Origin of the sequence: Psychrobacter sp. PAMC 21119 (genome assembly GCF_000247495.1) — a bacterium.
GTDB classification, from domain to species: Bacteria; Pseudomonadota; Gammaproteobacteria; order Pseudomonadales; family Moraxellaceae; genus Psychrobacter; species Psychrobacter glaciei.
On sequence record NZ_AHVZ01000011.1, the window covers coordinates 238,491 to 256,585 of the forward strand.

At 44.4% G+C, this 18,095-nt stretch carries 17 protein-coding genes; 6 read left to right on the forward strand and 11 right to left on the reverse strand.

Annotated features, from left to right (window positions below; all coding sequences use genetic code 11):
• Nucleotides 1–4: 4 nt before the first annotated feature.
• The 5 genes from mraY to RH96_RS04955 form a co-directional block, all read right to left on the reverse strand.
• Nucleotides 5–1,123, reverse strand: a complete 1,119-nt coding sequence (gene mraY, locus RH96_RS04935; protein WP_010198007.1) for a phospho-N-acetylmuramoyl-pentapeptide-transferase — start codon at nt 1,121–1,123, stop codon at nt 5–7.
• A gap of 3 nt (nt 1,124–1,126) precedes the next feature.
• On the reverse strand, nt 1,127–2,578 hold the full coding sequence (locus tag RH96_RS04940; RefSeq protein WP_010198008.1) for a UDP-N-acetylmuramoyl-tripeptide--D-alanyl-D-alanine ligase: 1,452 nt from the start codon (nt 2,576–2,578) through the stop codon (nt 1,127–1,129).
• 358 nt (nt 2,579–2,936) lie between these two features.
• Nucleotides 2,937–3,419, reverse strand: a complete 483-nt coding sequence (gene bfr, locus RH96_RS04945) for a bacterioferritin (protein ID WP_010198010.1) — start codon at nt 3,417–3,419, stop codon at nt 2,937–2,939.
• A gap of 61 nt (nt 3,420–3,480) precedes the next feature.
• Nucleotides 3,481–3,969, reverse strand: coding sequence for a bacterioferritin (gene bfr, locus RH96_RS04950; RefSeq protein ID WP_010198016.1), 489 nt, complete (start codon nt 3,967–3,969; stop codon nt 3,481–3,483).
• 400 nt (nt 3,970–4,369) lie between these two features.
• Nucleotides 4,370–4,561: a bacterioferritin-associated ferredoxin gene (locus tag RH96_RS04955; protein WP_010198018.1), complete on the reverse strand. Its 192-nt coding sequence runs from the start codon at nt 4,559–4,561 to the stop codon at nt 4,370–4,372.
• Between the two features lie 358 nt (nt 4,562–4,919).
• Between RH96_RS04955 and RH96_RS04960 the strand changes: the two genes are divergently transcribed.
• A complete protein-coding gene (locus RH96_RS04960; RefSeq protein WP_010198020.1) occupies nt 4,920–5,249 on the forward strand; it encodes an ArsR/SmtB family transcription factor in 330 nt (109 codons plus the stop codon).
• A gap of 354 nt (nt 5,250–5,603) precedes the next feature.
• On the opposite strand, the gene RH96_RS04965 is transcribed toward RH96_RS04960, so the two are convergent.
• The 5 genes from RH96_RS04965 to RH96_RS04985 all read right to left on the reverse strand — a co-directional run bounded on the left by RH96_RS04965 (nt 5,604) and on the right by RH96_RS04985 (nt 10,809).
• Complete coding sequence (locus RH96_RS04965) at nt 5,604–6,326, reverse strand: sulfate/molybdate ABC transporter ATP-binding protein (protein WP_010198021.1); 723 nt, start codon at nt 6,324–6,326, stop codon at nt 5,604–5,606.
• A 104-nt stretch (nt 6,327–6,430) separates the two neighbouring features.
• Nucleotides 6,431–7,366 carry a sulfate ABC transporter permease subunit CysW gene (gene cysW, locus RH96_RS04970; protein ID WP_010198022.1) on the reverse strand — a complete coding sequence of 312 codons (936 nt, stop codon included), beginning with the start codon at nt 7,364–7,366 and terminating at the stop codon, nt 6,431–6,433.
• Nucleotide 7,367: 1 nt separating this feature from the next.
• Complete coding sequence (gene cysT, locus RH96_RS04975; protein WP_010198024.1) at nt 7,368–8,252, reverse strand: sulfate ABC transporter permease subunit CysT; 885 nt, start codon at nt 8,250–8,252, stop codon at nt 7,368–7,370.
• Between the two features lie 181 nt (nt 8,253–8,433).
• Nucleotides 8,434–9,534 (reverse strand): sulfate ABC transporter substrate-binding protein, encoded by a 1,101-nt coding sequence (locus RH96_RS04980; protein ID WP_010198026.1) that lies wholly within the window; start codon nt 9,532–9,534, stop codon nt 8,434–8,436.
• Between the two features lie 150 nt (nt 9,535–9,684).
• Nucleotides 9,685–10,809 (reverse strand): sulfate ABC transporter substrate-binding protein, encoded by a 1,125-nt coding sequence (locus RH96_RS04985; protein WP_010198028.1) that lies wholly within the window; start codon nt 10,807–10,809, stop codon nt 9,685–9,687.
• A gap of 255 nt (nt 10,810–11,064) precedes the next feature.
• Between RH96_RS04985 and RH96_RS04990 the strand changes: the two genes are divergently transcribed.
• Nucleotides 11,065–11,586, forward strand: a complete 522-nt coding sequence (locus RH96_RS04990; RefSeq protein WP_010198035.1) for a hypothetical protein — start codon at nt 11,065–11,067, stop codon at nt 11,584–11,586.
• A 105-nt stretch (nt 11,587–11,691) separates the two neighbouring features.
• On the opposite strand, the gene sat is transcribed toward RH96_RS04990, so the two are convergent.
• Nucleotides 11,692–12,945: a sulfate adenylyltransferase gene (gene sat, locus RH96_RS04995; protein ID WP_010198038.1), complete on the reverse strand. Its 1,254-nt coding sequence runs from the start codon at nt 12,943–12,945 to the stop codon at nt 11,692–11,694.
• 277 nt (nt 12,946–13,222) lie between these two features.
• On the opposite strand from sat, the gene RH96_RS05000 reads away from it, so the two are divergent.
• The 4 genes from RH96_RS05000 to cobA all read left to right on the forward strand — a co-directional run bounded on the left by RH96_RS05000 (nt 13,223) and on the right by cobA (nt 18,092).
• Nucleotides 13,223–14,908: a nitrite/sulfite reductase gene (locus tag RH96_RS05000; protein WP_010198040.1), complete on the forward strand. Its 1,686-nt coding sequence runs from the start codon at nt 13,223–13,225 to the stop codon at nt 14,906–14,908.
• Nucleotides 14,901–15,497, forward strand: coding sequence for a DUF934 domain-containing protein (locus RH96_RS05005; RefSeq protein WP_010198042.1), 597 nt, complete (start codon nt 14,901–14,903; stop codon nt 15,495–15,497). Before RH96_RS05000 ends, RH96_RS05005 begins: the two co-directional genes overlap by 8 nt.
• Before the next feature lie 86 nt (nt 15,498–15,583).
• On the forward strand, nt 15,584–16,222 hold the full coding sequence (locus RH96_RS05010) for a phosphoadenosine phosphosulfate reductase family protein (protein WP_010198043.1): 639 nt from the start codon (nt 15,584–15,586) through the stop codon (nt 16,220–16,222).
• A 202-nt stretch (nt 16,223–16,424) separates the two neighbouring features.
• Nucleotides 16,425–18,092 (forward strand): uroporphyrinogen-III C-methyltransferase, encoded by a 1,668-nt coding sequence (gene cobA / locus RH96_RS05015; protein WP_010198044.1) that lies wholly within the window; start codon nt 16,425–16,427, stop codon nt 18,090–18,092.
• Nucleotides 18,093–18,095 lie beyond the last annotated feature (3 nt).

Here is an 18,095-nt window from a genome sequence, read left to right on the forward strand (position 1 = left end):
ACGCTTAGCGCAGTTTCAAAGTCATCAAACCAAGTATGACCAGTAAAATGGCAATAATCCAAAATCTGGCAACCACTTGCGTTTCTTTCCAGCCAATTTCTTCAAAGTGATGATGTAGCGGTGCCATACGAAAGACGCGTTTTTTGCGCAGTTTATAGGAGCCGACTTGCAGCATAACCGATAGCGCCTCGGCGACGAATAAACCACCCATAATAGCAAAAGCGATCTCTTGACGGGTCATAACGGCAATCGTACCGAGCATCGCACCGAGGGCAAGCGCGCCCACATCGCCCATAAAGACTTGCGCGGGATGCGCGTTAAACCACAAGAAGCCAAGGCCGGCACCGATCATCGAGCCACAGACAATAATTACTTCAGAGTTATAAGCAATATAAGGCACATGCAAATAATCGGCAAAGCGTACGTCACCCGAGACGTAGGCCATCGCGCCCAAACCAGCCGCGACTAAAACGACGGGCAAAATTGCCAAACCATCTAAGCCATCGGTCAAGTTGACAGCATTGGAAGAACCGTTAATCACAAAGTAAGTAAAGATAATAAAACCAATGCCGAAAGGCACGGCTGAGAACGGAATCATCCAGTCTTTAAAAATGGGTATTAATAAATCTTGCATCTCGCGGGTGGTGGCCATATCCGGTTGTAACGTGGCGATATAATACAACGAGATACCGACGAATAATGCACCCATAGACAGCCAAAAGTATTTTTTGCGAGCAATCAAACCTTTGGGATTTTTATATTTAATTTTGAGCCAATCATCCGCCCAACCGACCGCGCCAAAGATAATCATCACGATCAGCAAAATCCACACATAAGGATTGTTGAGGCGTGCCCAGAGTAAAGTCGATACCCCGATGGCGCTCAAAATCAACACCCCGCCCATGGTCGGCGTACCAGTCTTAGCCAAATGCGACTGCGGGCCATCATTACGAATGGCCTGACCGTACTTTAGTGATCGCAAATGCCGAATAACCGGTCCGCCAAAGAACATACTAAATGCGAGTGCCGTAACCACCGCAAGTAGCGCTCGTAGCGTCAACGAAGAAACCGCAGAAAACGGTGAGTAATACTGGCCAAGCCAGCCAAACAACCAAACTAACACCGCCTACTCCTCTACTAGCGCATGAATAAGTGTTTCCATCTGCATGGAACGAGAGCCTTTAAACAACACCGTACAAGGCTTAGCTTGTTGCGCTTGCAAGTAAGACTGTAAATACTGCAGTAAACTATCTTTATCAGCGAACGCATGCGCGCTAATCTCAGAAATCTCTTGTGCCCCAGCCACGGTGTAAGGCGCGTACTCGCCAACACACAGCAGTACATTGATACCCGTGGTTGCGATGGTACGACCCAAGCTTTGGTGTTCGCTCACCGCAGCATCGCCAAGCTCACCAATATCTCCTAACACCATCACCTGTGTACCAGTTTGCGCCGCCAATACTTTGGCAGCCGCGCGCACCGAATGTGGGTTGGCATTGTAAGTATCATCAATCAGGCGATGCATACCGAGTAGCTGACTGTTCAAGCGCCCTTTAGCGGGACGTGCGTTCTCAAGCCCGATCACAATGTCATTCACGTCGATATTCAAGGCATGAGCACAAGCCGCCGCCGCCAACGCATTATTAACATTATGCTCACCTGCTAGTGGCAAGCTAATATCATGGACTTGGTTGCCAATATGCAGCTTAAATTCACTGCGTTCAGGCTCGACATCTAAGTGACTGGCGCTGACATCGGTATTACCAAAGCCGATGACATGTGAGGTATGCTTTTCAGCAATACGGCGTAATTGATTGGTAAAATCATCTTTATCGGGAACGATCGCAAATTGCGCGTCATTCAAAGTATGATAAATCTCTGCTTTGGTTTGGCAAATGCCTTCGCGGCTACCAAATTCACCCAAATGAGCGGTGCCGATGTTCAGAATACAAGCCACGTCCGGACGAACAATTTCAGTAGTATAGGCAATTTCACCAATATGATTGGCACCCAACTCTAAGATGGCATAGCGATGGTGATCGGATAATTCGAGCAGCATCATCGGCACGCCTAAGTCGTTATTTAGATTGCCACGGGTAATGAGCGTCGGTGCTAATCTGCCGAAGATACTTCCGAGCATCTCTTTACAAGTGGTCTTACCGCTGGAGCCTGTAATGGCAATCACGGTCAAATCTTGATGCTGCTGACGACGATAGGCGGCTAATTGCCCTAGCGCTAAACGAGTATCCTTGACAACTAACTGCGGAATATTGGTAGAGATAGGCCGTGAGACGATAGCGGCAACTGCGCCCTGTGAGGCAGCCATATTGATATAATCGTGACCATCAAAATTGTCACCGGTTAAGGCTAAAAATATATCACCGGTTTTTATCGTGCGCGTGTCAGTGGCAATACGGTTGCTAGTAATGCCGTTACTTATCCCTGCTTGCCCTTCTTTTAACTGTCCTTCATCTAACTGCCAGTGACCATCAATAGCGGTGGTGGCTGCTAGCAAGTTATCTGCTTGCCAGACATACAGCCCTTGCGACTGTATGGTGTTATCGTTGTCGGCTGTCATAGTAGTGATTACCTTATATGATGATTACGTATTTCTTATAACTAGGGTCTGTTGAACATTCAAATATTAGGACTGCTGATCGCTAAAATTGCCCCAAACTAGGCGTAAACCGACGATAATGTCGAGACCTTAGCTAGGTTTACAACAACGTTTGGGGCGATTTTAGTATTAGCCTTTCAGGGCAGGGCTATTTTTTGCCAATACATGGCGAAATTGTCTAACCTAGAACGACTAGGCGTCAAAAATTTCACTGCGTATTGTCTAAAAAATAGCCACTGCCAGTGCCACATTTGAATGTTCAACAGACCCTAAACCTCTACTGGCTTTTTAATCGATGACGGACTTAAGCGATGACGGACTAAGGCGCTTTGTCATCATCCATCTGTGATTGGATGTAGCGTTCTACCCCAATACTTTCGATCAAGTCTTCTTGCGTCTCTAGCCAGTCTTGATACTCTTCATTGCCATCTTTGAGCTTAATCAATAGCTGACGAGATACATAATCACGATGTGTCTCACACAAAGTAATCGCATCGGTAAGAATGTCGAATTTCTGTTTTTCTAAACGCAAATTGCAATCAATAATCTCTGGCACATCTTCACCCACCAGAACTTTACCCAGTTCTTGCAAGTTCGGTAAACCATCAAGTAACAAGATACGCTCGATTAAATCGTCTGACCATTTCATCTCAGCAATTGACTGATGGTATAACGAGTCATTCAGAGCTTCAAGACCCCAATGCCGAGCAATCCGTGCGTGCAAAAAATACTGGTTAATAGCGATTAGTGATTGACCAAGCACTTTATTGAGTGCACGAATAACGTCTTTATCCCCTTTCATAATATCTCTCCCTTTATCATTACCTAGTAAATTAAATGTCGTGTAACGCTATCGATAGCTATTAAACAAGATGAGGAGATACCTCAGCCATTTGACTTTGTAGGTAATTTGGTAGACCAATCATATCGATGAGACGCAACTGCTGCTCAAGCCAATGCGCATGATCTTCTTCAGTGTCTTTTAGCTGCACAACCAACATCTCGCGAGTGACGTAATCATGTTGTTCTTCACACAGCGCAATACCGTCTTTTAGATGCTGTTGCACTTCATACTCTAGATCAAGGTCAAGCTGCAGCATTTCAGGAACGGTGCTGCCAACGTTGATATCGTTGACTTTCATCTTTGGCGTGCCGCCGAGCATTAGAATACGGCGAATGATAGCCTGTGCGTGTAAGGTTTCATCTTGCATCTCATGATTGATACGGTCGTATAACTTGCCGTAATGCCATTCCGCATACATCTCTGAGTGAATGAAATACTGGTCACGAGCTGCAAGCTCACCACCTAACAGAAAATTTAAATACTCAATAACTTTTGGGCTACCTATCATCACACGCACTCCTATATTTATTCGTCTTTCAGATTACAGTAATAGTGATAATACCTGTGTTGATAGCATTATCAGTAACCTGCACGGTAAAATTGAAAACAACAAAAAGTCTTCTAAAGCAAGACAGATATAGTAGCATATAGACGCTGTATGACTTGTAACGTTATTAACTAAGAATAAGATGCTAATTGAGAATCATAATTAGCCAGCTTTTTTTTAAGACGCTCAACAGGTATTTGAGCAATATAGAGAAAGTTCGGTGCGGGATATAAGCATGATAATTGCCCTACCCTTTATAACAGCTAATTTAGCTATAAAGAGTAAACAGCGATAATAGAAGAGGCGGTTGTTCGAAGGTAGGACTACTTGTCATGCGCAAGCGGTGTTTATCTAATAATCGTTAAACGGCATAAGCTAGGACATCTAATCTAGCATGGTGTTCATCAAGATAATCGTTGACCATAGGTTCGCAGCAGCCACAGCACGTCGCAACATCAAGGGTATCTTTTAGACCGTCAAGGGTATCGATGCCAGCAGCAATGGCAGCTTTGATTTGCTTTTCTTTTACGTCGTTACAGATACATACGTACATGTGCTTGCTCCTACGATGGTTACTATATGTGTTGCTGAAGTACTTAAAAATGAAGAGATGTGTTTTGGACGGTATAGGTTACTTGATATTCAACACTTTATCTTGTTAGTCATTATAATAACGATAATTATTACCATTTGCAATAGCATTGACCTATCTGTTTGGCATAAATCTATCGCTACTGAGTCTTAGTAAAAACTCAATTCATGTAACTGCATACATACGATCATGTAACCGAACATTTTTAACGGTATTAAATTGGCGACGAAGTGTAATTTTGCTTACTTTTTAATCGATTTTATTGATAACTGCTGTTATATTGACATCCTATTAATAAAAGCTCTCTTGGGACTACCCTATGTCTGATAATAATTTTACGATACAACCTATCGAATTGTTTAAAGTTTTATCTGATCCGACACGCTTAAAAATCTTCCAAATCTTATTCAAAAAAGAGGCACGCTGTGTAGGCTCATTGGTAGAAATATTGGATCAACCGCAGCCAACCATCTCTCGCCATTTAAACCATTTGAAAAAATTGGGCATTTTAAGCTGTGTTCGCGACGGTACGTGGATGTGGTATGAAGTGGCAGATGACCTGCCTGAATGGTGCCAAGATATCTTAGACATCACTCATGAGCAAACCTCACTCAGAGACTTAGACGTTGATACGAAAAAACTTGCGTAGTTACTATTAATTCGCGTAGTTACTATTAAGTAGTTACTACGACTAAGTGATTAGATGGTAAGCGATTAGGATAGCAGGTAATTATAAGCTATTAATTAAGCGTTACTATCTGCTAGGTTGTTGGTTGGTCATTGCTCCGCCCTTTAAGTTGACACTTATAAATAGTTTAGTCCACAAAAAAGACCTAATAACTTAGGTCTTTTTTTATTTGCAAATGACAGCAACTGCACAGACTGGTTGTCTTAAACATAGCTAAAATGCAATGAGATATAGTCAAAACATCCCAAAAATGCTGCGATACTGCTGATGTATCGATATTACTTTGCACTGACTATATGGTTTAAAGAATTCTGATTATACTAAATCTAAAAAGTCGCTGACAAAAGCGTTAGCTGGATGGTGTATCAGCTCCTCTGAAGTACCTACCTGCTCAACATGACCATGATTCATCACCACAATCTCATCAGATATTGCGCGCGCCTCTTCTTGATCATGGGTCACCATGATACTGGTAATGCCAAGATCATGATGAATGTCTTTTAGCCAAGTACGCAACTCTTTACGTACCTTGGCATCAAGTGCGCCAAACGGCTCATCCAGTAGTAATAACTTTGGTTTTACCGCCAGTGCTCGTGCTAGTGCAATACGTTGGCGCTGACCACCAGATAACTGATGCGGGTAAGCATTGGCAATTTGCGGCAGCTGTACTAATTCTAGCAACTCTGCCACCCGTTTATTGATATCGGCTTTGCTTGGTCGTTCGTTCTTTGGCAACAGCGTTAAGCCAAAGGCGATATTATCGGCGATATTTTTGTGGCGAAACAAGGCATAGTGCTGAAACATAAAGCCGATATGGCGTTTTTGAACCGGCGTATTGGTAACGTCTAAATCATCAAACAATATCTGTCCCGAATCCGCATATTCAAGCCCAGCAATGATACGTAACAGTGTTGTCTTACCGCAACCAGAGGGGCCTAATAATGTCGTCAATTTACCAGTAGGCACAGTGATATTAATATTGTCTAAGGCAGTAAAATTGCCAAAACTTTTATTAACGTTCCTAATTTCGATGCTCATAATAGTGTCTCTTATTATATCTTTTGTCTGATCGTAGCAGATTGTCTTCGATTACTGTTTTATTTAAATATAAGTAGCGAACTATTAACAGCTACTTGAACCATTTATAGGCTGTTATCTTCGTTCTTTGCTACGGTCGCATTGGCACTCACTGGCAACTCAGGGGCACTTGCCAGCCGTTCAGATTTGGCAAATTTACGCTCTTGTACTTTGGTCATGACTTGTTGTATCAGTAGCGTCACTAGAGCGAGCGCAGCAAGTAAACTTGATAAGGCAAAAGCCGCGGTAAAATTATAATCATTGTAAGCAATCTCGACCAAGAGCGGCATGGTATTGGTCTCACCGCGAATGTGACCCGAGACCACACTAACAGCACCAAACTCACCCATCGCCCGCGCATTGGTCAAAATCAAACCATAGAGCAATGCCCATTTGATATTGGGCAAGGTCACATGCCAGAAAGTCTGCCAACCAGTAGCACCTAAAGTAAGTGCGGCCTGCTCTTCACTATCGCCTTGTGTCTGCATCAGCGGTATCAGCTCACGTGCCACAAAGGGAAAGGTCACAAATAGCGTTGCCAACACAATCCCTGGCACCGCATAAATCACTTGAAAGCCCATGCTCTCAAGCCAGCCACCAACGGTAGAGTTAAGGCCGAATAACAACACAAACATCAAACCGGCGACCACTGGTGACACCGAAAACGGCAAATCAAGCAAGGTCGTGACCAGCTGCTTACCTTTAAACTGATAACGCGTCACCAACCATGCAATCGCGATACCCATCACCATATTAATAGGTAACACGATAGCAGCGGTAATTAACGTCAGCTTAATGGCTTGCAAGGCTTCTGGATCGACCAGCGAGGCAATGTACAGCTGCCAACCACCTTTAAAGGCTTCGTAGAACACCGCAAACAATGGCACCACCAACATGATAACCATGAATAAAACAGCAATCGCGATAAAGGTACGTCTAATCCATGGGCTGTCTTTAGTCGCTGGATTACTTTGATAATCGTAGCTATTGGATATCTGCATCTTAGCGAGCTCCTACACGGCGCGACAGTTTCCACTGTACGATGTTGATGGTCAATAAAATCACAAATGAGATCAGCAGCATAAATAACGCCACGGCGGAGGCACCCTGAACATCAAACTGCTCAAGTTTACTGATAATAATGAGCGGTAAAATCTCAGACTGCATCGGAATGTTACCAGCGATAAAAATCACCGAGCCATACTCGCCAGTCGCACGAGCAAACATCATGCCTGCACCCATAAGTAAAGCGGGTAACAGCTCTGGTAAAATAACCTTACGAAAAGTGGTAAAGCGATTTGCGCCTAATACCGCAGATGCCTCTTCAAACTCAACCGATAGCTCGGCCAGTACGGGCTGTACCGCACGAACAATAAACGGAAAGCTGACCACTACTAAGGCGAGCCAAATACCAATAGGCGTAAAAGCCACCTGAATATCGAATTTATCGAACCATTGACCAATCAGACCATTAGGTGCGTAAAGAGTGGCAAGAGAGATACCGGTGACAGCGGTTGGCAGTGCAAAAGGCAAATCAACCAAAGCATTGATTAAAGATTTGCCCCAAAACTCATAACGCACCAGTACCCAAGCGACCAACGTACCAAACACCATATTAGTGAGCATCGCTAAGAACGACATCCACAAGCTTAATTTTATAGCAGCGGTCACTTGCGGCTGGGTAATGGTTTCCCAAAAGCCGGTCCAGCCCATTTGCGTTGTGGTATAAGCCATCATAGCAAACGGCAGTACCACCAGTAACGATAAGCTAAAGACGGTGATACCCATGCTCAGACCAAACCCTGGCAGCACATTGCGCTGACGCAAACGGTTCAGCCACCCTTTGTTTCGCAGGGGTTTGTTGGCAGAAGATAGTGGTGCACTCATAGTAATGTCCTATTGCCTATCTGATGGTACTTATCGTAAAGACCACGTTTTATCAAATTTATTATTAGTACGCTTATGGTATAAAGGACATAGCGCGGGTGCCATGTCCTTTATATGATTGGACGTTACTTTAGAATTGCTGAGCTGGTAACGACAGTACGTTTAAAACATAGCAGACTGGCTACTGAGGGGCATTAATTGCTAACTGATCGAATACGCCGCCATCACTAAAGTAAGTGCCCATGATCTCATCCCATGACCCAAACGCATCGTTTGGACGGAAAGTTTCAACCGGTGGTAATTTGTCACCATTTTTATCAAGAACGCTTTTTACGCTAGGACGTAAGTAAAGGTCAGCAGCCAATTGCTGAGCAGGCTCGCTCCATAAATAATCAAGATAGGCTTTTGCTGCATTAGTCGTACCTTTCTTGTCCGTCACCGACTTAACAATCGCAACAGGGCTTTCTGATTTGATAGAGTATTTAGGATAAACGATGTCAACTTTACCCGCACCGAAATCAGTGGCGGCAAGGTTGGCTTCGTTTTCAAAAGTTACCAAGACATCACCAATACCGCGCTGAACGAAAGTCGTTGTCGCTGCACGTCCGCCATTCTCATAAACTTTCACGTTTTTAAGCATATCTTTTACATATTTTTTCGCTGGTGCTTCTTCGTTATTAAAGGCGTGTAAGCCATAACCATAAGCCCCTAAGAATGCATAGCGACCATTACCAGTAACTTTCGGATTAGCCATCACAATCTCAAGGCCATCTTTAGTCAAATCTTCCCAATCGTTGATGCCTTTTGGATTGTCTTTACGCACCAAAAATACGATGGTGCTGGTAAATGGCACGGCATTATCTGGGAACTTGCTTTCCCAATCTGATTCAACCAACCCTTTTTTCTCAAGCAATTCAATGTCCGAGCCTTGGTTCATCGTCGCAACATCCGCTTGCAAACCATTGGCCACTGACAGTGCTTGTTTACTTGAGCCACCATGTGACTGCTTAATTAGGATAGTATCGTTTGGGTTCTCAGCTTTATAGTGCTCAACGAACAGTGGGTTGTAGTCTTTATAAAAATCACGTGCCACATCATAAGAGACGTTCAACAGCTCGATATTTTGACCTTCTGCACTCGTGGCTGTGCCATCAGCATTGGCAGTCGTATCTGCCTGCTCACTGTTGCTACAGCCAGCAAGTCCAAGTGTCAACGCCACGCCAGCGACACTTAGAGCGCTCAGCGCTTTGTTTTTTTGTTGATAACGAGCTGCGTATGTCATAAATACCTCTGAGATGTCTGTTTTTTATGTAATGCAGGTATGCTAACAGCGCCATCTTATTATGTTTAATGATGAATATGTGTATGTTATTGCCAAAATGGAATAACTGTATGATATAGATAAAGTTATCAATTACTTAAGGGTTGCCCTCTACTCTACCCGTGCCAGCTGATCGAAACGCCCGCCATCGACAAAGAATGTGTCCATGATCTGTGCCCAAGACCCGAAAACTTCGACTGGCTCAAAAGTGTCAATATCAGGTAAGGTGTCTTTGTGCGCTGCTAATACCTGCTCATTACTAGGACGCATATACATCTGTGCCATGAGTTCTTGTGCGGGGGTATCCCATAAGCCTTTGAGATAAGCGGTTGCGGCCTCAGTTTTACCGCCTTTTTCGGTGACAGCGGTCACTACGGCAACGGGGTTTTTAATAACAATCGAGTAGCTCGGATAAACGATGTCAACTTTTCCTTTTGCGAACTGCTTCACCGCCAGATGCGCTTCGTTTTCGGTAGTGATAAGTACATCACCTAGCCCGCGTTGGGTAAAGCTGGTCGTCGCTGCTCGTGCACCATTGTCGTAAGTAACGACGTTTGCCAATAGTTTCTTGATAAAGTCATCCGTTTTGGTAGGATTTTCCACACTTTCTTTGAATTGATGCAGACCATAACCATAAGCGCCCAAAAAAGCATAACGCGCGGTACCACTGGTTTTTGGATTCGGGATGACCACATCGATACCATTACGCGCCAAGTCCGACCAATCTTGAATGTTTTTTGGATTGCCGTTCCGTACCAATAGCACCATAGTGCTGGTATAAGGAACGGCATTATTCGGTAGGGCTTGTTGCCAATCGGCTGCGACCAAGCCTTTTTCAACCAACAAGTTCATGTCGCTTTCTTGGTTGAAGGTCACCACATCGGCTTGCAAACCATTGGCAACCGACAAGGCTTGCTTACTTGAACCACCATGTGACTGGTTGATATCGATCTTACTGTCTGGATTTTCTTTCTGATAATTCGCACTGAATAACGCGTTATAGTCTTTGTAAAAATCGCGCGACACATCGTAAGAGACGTTCAGTAAGCTGATGTCTTTTTGCCCACTGGCAGATTCGTTTTGCGTGGCTTGCGTTGGGCTACAACCTGCAATTAGCATCATCGCTGTCAATGCGCTGCCAATCATTAGGATGCGTGGTTGTACGCTTTGAGATAATGATGGGGCACCAGCAATACTGCCAATGCGAGATGAGATTTTGTTGATATTAATTTGCATAAATGTTCTCTATAGTTTCGAGTTTCATATCTTTTAGTTTCGATGCGACCATTTTTTATTAAAATACTTATTACGGTCTCAATGGCTATTGCTCAGTGAATTTGGCTTTTTGAATTTAATATTGAGTATAATGAGAGCCATGCTAGCAGCTTGTTTCATGAACGCTTAGTGACAAATTAGCTTATCGAGTGAAGCACTTGGCATAAGCAGGCAGGAGCAATACCTATCATTCACTTAACCACAAGGTGCGACCATATGATTCAATACCAACTCCGCTCAGTACTTTCTATTGCATTATTATTTGCCAGCCCTATCCTTATTAGCGTCAGCGGTTGTAGTTATAGCAATGATAACTACGGTGATAGCAACGTGAAAAGTACTGCTGTTATGCCGACACCTGCTGTGCAAAAAGTCGTTGGTGACTACGCCTCAGAGAGTTATGCGGCTCGCAAGCAAGGTTATGATTGGGTGGGTATTATAGTGAGACCTGACGGAGCGACAGACATTACTATAAAAGTGCGCGCCCGCAGTGATGTGAAAAAACCAACCTGTCATTTTGATGGTAAGGCGACCTTGCTGGGCCAGGATGATGCACACGGCATTATTTTTCAGACCAAGATAAATAACAGCAATGACAACAATGTATTCTTTCAATTTAAAGACGATACGCTGACCATTGATAGCCCAGATAAATATGCATTGAACTATTTTTGCTCAGGTGGCGGTACGCTAGCCGGAAACTATGAGAAGCTTTCGGGTGCTTTAGAGCTGAATTAACATTCAATGACGTTAAGCTTTACTGTAGACAATAAAAAAGGTGCTAGACGATAAGTCTGACACCTTTTTTTATGACTGATTTTATTTATCAACGATACAAATTAATTATACGGCTGATGCACCAGTGAGCTTAACCTCAGCACGTTCCTCACGAGCGATACCGGCATAATAATTGCGCAAAATTTCTAGTACTTCGGGACGGCTAAAGTTCTCTGGCACCTCTTCGTCTTCTGATAGTGCTTTACGTAGCTTAGTACCTGACACTTTGACATGTTCAGAAGCGTCATGCGGGCAAGTCTTGTCTGATGCCATCGCATTACAAGCATTACACCAGAACGTCCAGCCAATTTTTAACGGCTGAGTGATCAGATCGTCTTTGCCAACGTGCTCAAAGATAGTCTGAGCATCAAAGGCACCATAATAATCGCCAACACCAGCATGGTCACGACCAACAATCAGATGACTACAGCCATAGTTTTGACGGAATACCGCATGTAGTAACGCTTCACGAGGTCCAGCATAACGCATGTCTAGTGGATAACCCGCTTGAATCACCGTATCTTGTCTAAAGTAGTTGTCAATCAACGTTTTGATGGCTTCTTGACGCACGTCAGCAGGAATATCACCTGGCTTGAGCGCACCTAACAATGAATGTATCAACACCCCATCACAAATCTCGATAGCAATCTTGGCAAGATATTCATGTGAGCGATGCATTGGGTTACGCGTCTGGAATGCTGCGACTGTTTTCCAGCCTTTGGCATCCAATATTTCGCGCGTCTCCGCAGGCGTTTTATAGATCTCTGGGTATAAGGCTGGGAATTCGCCTTCGCTCAGCACTTCTACGCTACCTGCGATGTTGACATCGCCTTGGTTTAGCACTTGCTGCACGCCCGGATGCTCAGAGTCTGTCGTGGTAAATACTTGCTGGCATTCGTGTTCTTTATCAATATTATAGGTTTCTTCAACCGTCAAGATGCCCATCACTTCACCGTCTTCAGCGATCAACGCGACTTTATCACCTTGATTTAGGCTATCAGCTGTGGCTGTTGGTGCAGATAAGGTGATTGGAATCGGCCAAAACAAGCCAGCATTCTCACCACTTTGCAGACGCATGTTATCAACCACACCCTGCCAGTCGGCTTGATTCATAAAGCCGTTTAGCGGGGTAAAGCCACCAATACCAAACATAATCAAATCGCCACGCTCACGAGAGCTTAAGGTAATCGTCGGTAATGTGCTGGCAAGTGCCAAGGCTTGATCACGGGCGTCGCCAGTTAATAATAATGGCTTAAGCTCACTGCTACCATGAGGAGGGACTAGTTTTGAAGCTGCTTGATTGAGGACTGAAGATGTCATATTGATTTAAAACCTTAATAATAAATGATTATACTTGGTAAATTGGCTTAGCAAATTGGCTTATAAATAGAATACGCATAGGCTACCTAACTTTCGTTATGAAAATTTATGCTGTGTTTGGATATGGATATGTCTTAAAGGAATTTATGTTTTTTGGCACAAGCTTATATGATGTAAAGCTGAATTATTCACATTGCGATCGGCAACAAAATCTATTACACACGCAAATCATTTTCGTCGCTGCTTTTAAGTCTAAAAACAAAATTGAGATTACGTCATGTATCAATATAACTACGCTGACCAAACCTTGGTAGAGGAACGGGTCGCCCAATTTCGCGACCAAACTGAACGGTTTTTGGCCGGTGAGCTGCCAGAAGATCAGTTTTTGCCCCTGCGTTTGCAGAATGGCCTTTATATCCAACGTTATGCGCCGATGTTGCGTATTGCTATTCCTTACGGCCTGCTAGCCAGTTACCAATTGCGTAAATTGGCAGAGATTACTCGCAAATATGACAGAGGCTATGGGCACTTCACGACCCGTACCAATATCCAGTTGAATTGGCCAAAGTTAGAGGAAGTTCCAGATATATTGGCAGAACTGGCATCGGTACAGATGCACGCCATTCAAACGTCGGGCAACTGTATTCGTAATACCACCACTGATCCTTACGCTGGTATTCATCAAGAAGAGATTGCAGATCCACGTCCCTATTGTGAAATTATTCGTCAGTGGTCAACCTTTCATCCTGAGTTTGCCTTTTTGCCGCGTAAATTTAAGATTGCTGTTATTGGTACAGCCAATGACCGCGCGGCGACGCAAGTGCATGATGTGGGACTACACCTAAAAACCAATGAAGCAGGCGAGATTGGTTTTGAAGTATTGGTTGGCGGTGGTCTTGGTCGTACACCAGTGATTGGTAAAGTGATTAACGAATTCTTACCGCGTCAGCATCTGCTCAGTTATCTAGATGCTATCTTGCGTGTTTATAACCTGCATGGTCGCCGCGATAATAAATTTAAAGCCCGTATTAAAATATTGGTGGAGAGCATGGGCGGACCTGCCTTTGCCAAATTAGTCGATGCAGAGTGGGAAGCGCATACCAAAGATGGTGCGCTGACCTTAACAGACGAAAATTTTGCCACTGCCAGCAGTTTCTTTAGCGAGCCTGATTATGTTGCCTTCGACGCTCTGCAAGCACAGTCTGATTTGCAGCAGCAACTCAATGCCGATAAAGACTTTGCCAATTGGTACAATCAAAATACGGTCGCGCATAAAGTGTCGGGCTACCGTGCCGTTGTTATTTCGTTAAAAGCAGGGTTGGTCGACGGAAGCTATGTGCCTTCGGGCGATGTCAACGAGCAGCAAATGGATGCCCTCGCTGACTTATCAGATAAATATAGCTTTGGGGAGTTACGCGGTACTTATCAGCAGAATTTAGTGTTTGCTGACGTGCAAACCAATCATTTGTATGAGCTATGGCAACAGTTGACTGAGCTTAATTTAGCGCGTGCCAATATAAACACCTTAACAGACATGATTGTCTGCCCAGGTTGGGATTATTGCTCGCTTGCCAATGCCACGACTTACAATATCGCTGAGCAAATCGAGAAACAGTTTGATGATCTCGACTACCTTTATGACTTGGGTGAGATTCGTCTAAACATGTCCGGCTGTATGAACGCTTGTGCGCACCATCACACGGGTGATATCGGTATCCTTGGTGTCGATAAAAAAGGCGAACACTGGTATCAGATTAGTTTGGGTGGTAACTCAAGCAGTGATGCCAAAATCGGCAAGATATTGGGCAAAGCAGTGCCAGCTGATGATGTCGCTACTACCCTACAAAAGATTTTGGACGTTTATTTAGAGCTGCGTGCTAGTAATGACAATGACGTAGAACTCTTTACTGATTTGGTCGATCGCGTCGGTATCGCTCCATTTAAGGAGAAGGTCTATGGGTAATCATCATGTACTAAATAGTGATGGTGTCGATATCAGTCAGACTGATACTTGGCATGCGCTTACCACCAATGAGATACCAGATGGTATCGCTCTCACAGAGATATCGCTGCTCGAGACCTTACAAAAGCAAGAGAAGCTCGATGTCGTCCTACCACTTGCAGACTTACTGGATGCTAAAGGCACGCTCGCTGGCGGACTATTGCAGCAAGTATATGAGCTGTTGGGCGAGCATACTAGCCGTCTTGGTGTTTGGATTACCTCAGACACCGATACTGATGCGCTGGCAGGATTGACAGACTTTTTGTTAAAGCAAGATTTGATTGTGATTCATGTACCAGCCTTTACTGATGGGCGTGGTTTTAGTTTCGCGCAAACATTGCGTCAGCTCGGTTTTCAAGGCGAGATTCGTATGGCAGGCAAGTTTGGCCGTGACCAAATTGCGTATCTACTGCGCGCGGGTGCCGACACTTTTGTACTTAGCGAGCACGATATGCAGTCTATCTCTGACATCAGTCAAGCGTTCAATGCGCTTGCTAGCAGTTATGATGGTCGCAACGCTGCCGACTTGCCGATGTTTTCAGGCGCTTAATATTACTATTCAGTAGCCGTTATTTACTTTTAAATATTTTGTTTATTTAACCATTTTTTATATTAACAACAATTAAGGAACGTATTATGAGTCAATTACACCCAAATCTAGACCTTGACCAAGCCAACCAAGCGCTACAAGGTAAATCACCAGAAGAAATCGTAGCATGGGCATTGCAGCAAGCTAAAAACCCAATTATCACGACGAACTTCCGTCCTTATGAATCTGCTATTTTGCATTTAGTCGCCAAGCAACGTCCTGATATTACCGTATTATGGGTAGATTCTGGTTATAACACCGATGCCACTTATCGTTTTGCTAATAAAGTCATCAAAGATTTAGGTCTAAATGTCATTACGTATATCCCTAAACAAACGGCTGCCCATCGTGACGCCACTATGAATGGCATTCCGGGGATTGATAATCCACAGCATGACGAATTCACTGAACAAGTGAAGCTTGAGCCGTTCCGCCGTGCACTAGATGAGCTAAAGCCTGACGTTTGGTTCAATGCCATTCGTAAAGATCAAACCGAATTCCGCCAAGGCCTTGATGTGTTAAGTCTATCAAAAGATGGCGTGCTGAAAGTAGCACCGTTGTTTGAAAAAACAGATGCAGACTTGGATGTTTATTTAGACGAGCACAAACTACCTAACGAGCATGACTACTTTGATCCAACGAAAGTAGAAGAGAGCCGTGAGTGTGGCTTGCATACGCAGCTGTAATATCGACTGATTTTAGTTAAGCAAAAGCCCTCTCATAAACGAGAGGGCTTTTTACATTCTGTATGGCTATTCCTTTTTCAATTAAAAACCACCTTTAACATGTCAAAAACGAATATACTAATGCCAATACACTAAGTGAGACGTCGCACGCGATACCTCATAATGGGGTATATTTTACATTGAATAAATTGCTGGTGATGCTATGAACACCTTTCCACTATTTTTTAAATTAGAAGACCGCAAAGTGCTGATCGTCGGTGGCGGCGATGTGGCGCTACGTAAGGCTGACTTGCTCAGCCGTGCTGGGGCTTGTATCACGGTACTGGCACCAACCATTATGGCTGAGATACAAGCATTGCTATCTGATAGCAAGCACCAACTCATCTATGAAAACTATCATAAAACCTATATGACAGGCGCGCGTGTCATCATCGCGGCGACAGATGACGAAACGCTCAATCATCAAATTCATGCCGATGCTACCGAGATTAATATTCCCGTAAACGTGGTCGATACCCCGCCTTTGTGTGATTTTATTTTTCCTGCCATCGTCGATCGCAATCCCATTGTGATAGGTATTTCTTCGAATGGTAAAGCGCCCGTACTGGCACGTCTGTTGCGTGCACGTCTTGAGACCTTAATACCTCAAGGCTACGGTAAACTTGCCAAGCTGGCAGGTGATTTCCGTGCTGAGGTAAAAAGCAAAATCCCAACCTTAACAGGTCGTCGGCAGTTTTGGGAGCGTGCTTTTGAAGGTCAAGTCAGTGAGCTGATGTTTGCGGGTAATGAAACCCAAGCGGCCGCCCAATTACAAGCCGACTTGGACGAGACGGCTGCCAAAATTGATAGAACCAGCAATGCAGACACTCAAATTCCACAAACAGCGATATCAGTGACTGATTCAAAAGATCAGCCACAACAACACCCTGAACATTCAGCTGCATCGTCTGAGCAAACGCCTATCGGTGAAGTCTATATCGTCGGTGCAGGCCCGGGTGATCCAGAGCTGCTTACGTTTAAAGCGCTACGTTTAATGCAGCAAGCCGATATTGTCTATTATGATGCGCTGGTATCACCGCAAGTATTGGATCTATGTCGCCGTGATGCCGATAAAGTATTTGTCGGTAAAAAACGTAGCAACCACGCCGTCGCTCAGCTTGGTATCAATGAGCTGTTGGTCAATAGTGCGAAAGAAGGTCGCCGTGTGGTACGGCTAAAAGGCGGTGATCCCTTTATCTTTGGACGTGGTGGTGAAGAAATTGAAAGCCTGCGCGCCCATGGCGTCCCGTATCAAGTCGTCCCCGGTATTACCGCTGCCAATGCTGCCGCAAGTTACGCTGGTATTCCGCTTACCCACCGTGATCACTCGCAGTCAGTACGTTTTGTCACTGGCTTCTTAAAGGCTGGCGCGCCCAATAGCAACTTTAGGAGCTTTTTGAATACGGATGAAACCGTGGTGTTTTATATGGGTCTGCATTCGCTGCCGCGTCTGACTGAAGGCTTAATCGAAGCAGGACGTAATGCCGATACACCAATCGCTATTATCTCTAATGCCAGTATGCCAAACCAGCAGGTATTGACAGGGACGCTAACAACTATTGTCGCCCAACAAGAAAAAGCGCAACTGCCAACGCCAGCCTTACTAATCATGGGTGATGTGGTCGCACTACATCATAATTTGGCTTGGTATAACTTACAGAATCAGCAGCACAATCAAAACGTCAGTGACACCGCAAATAATTGGTTGCGTGGCGGTACAGCTGCGACACCTAAAGAAACAAGCTTGCAGCAGCAAGCACATGCCCTATCAATGGTGGCCAATCTAGCAACGCAGCAAGAAGATGGACTCGAGAAACTGGTTATTGATTAGTGA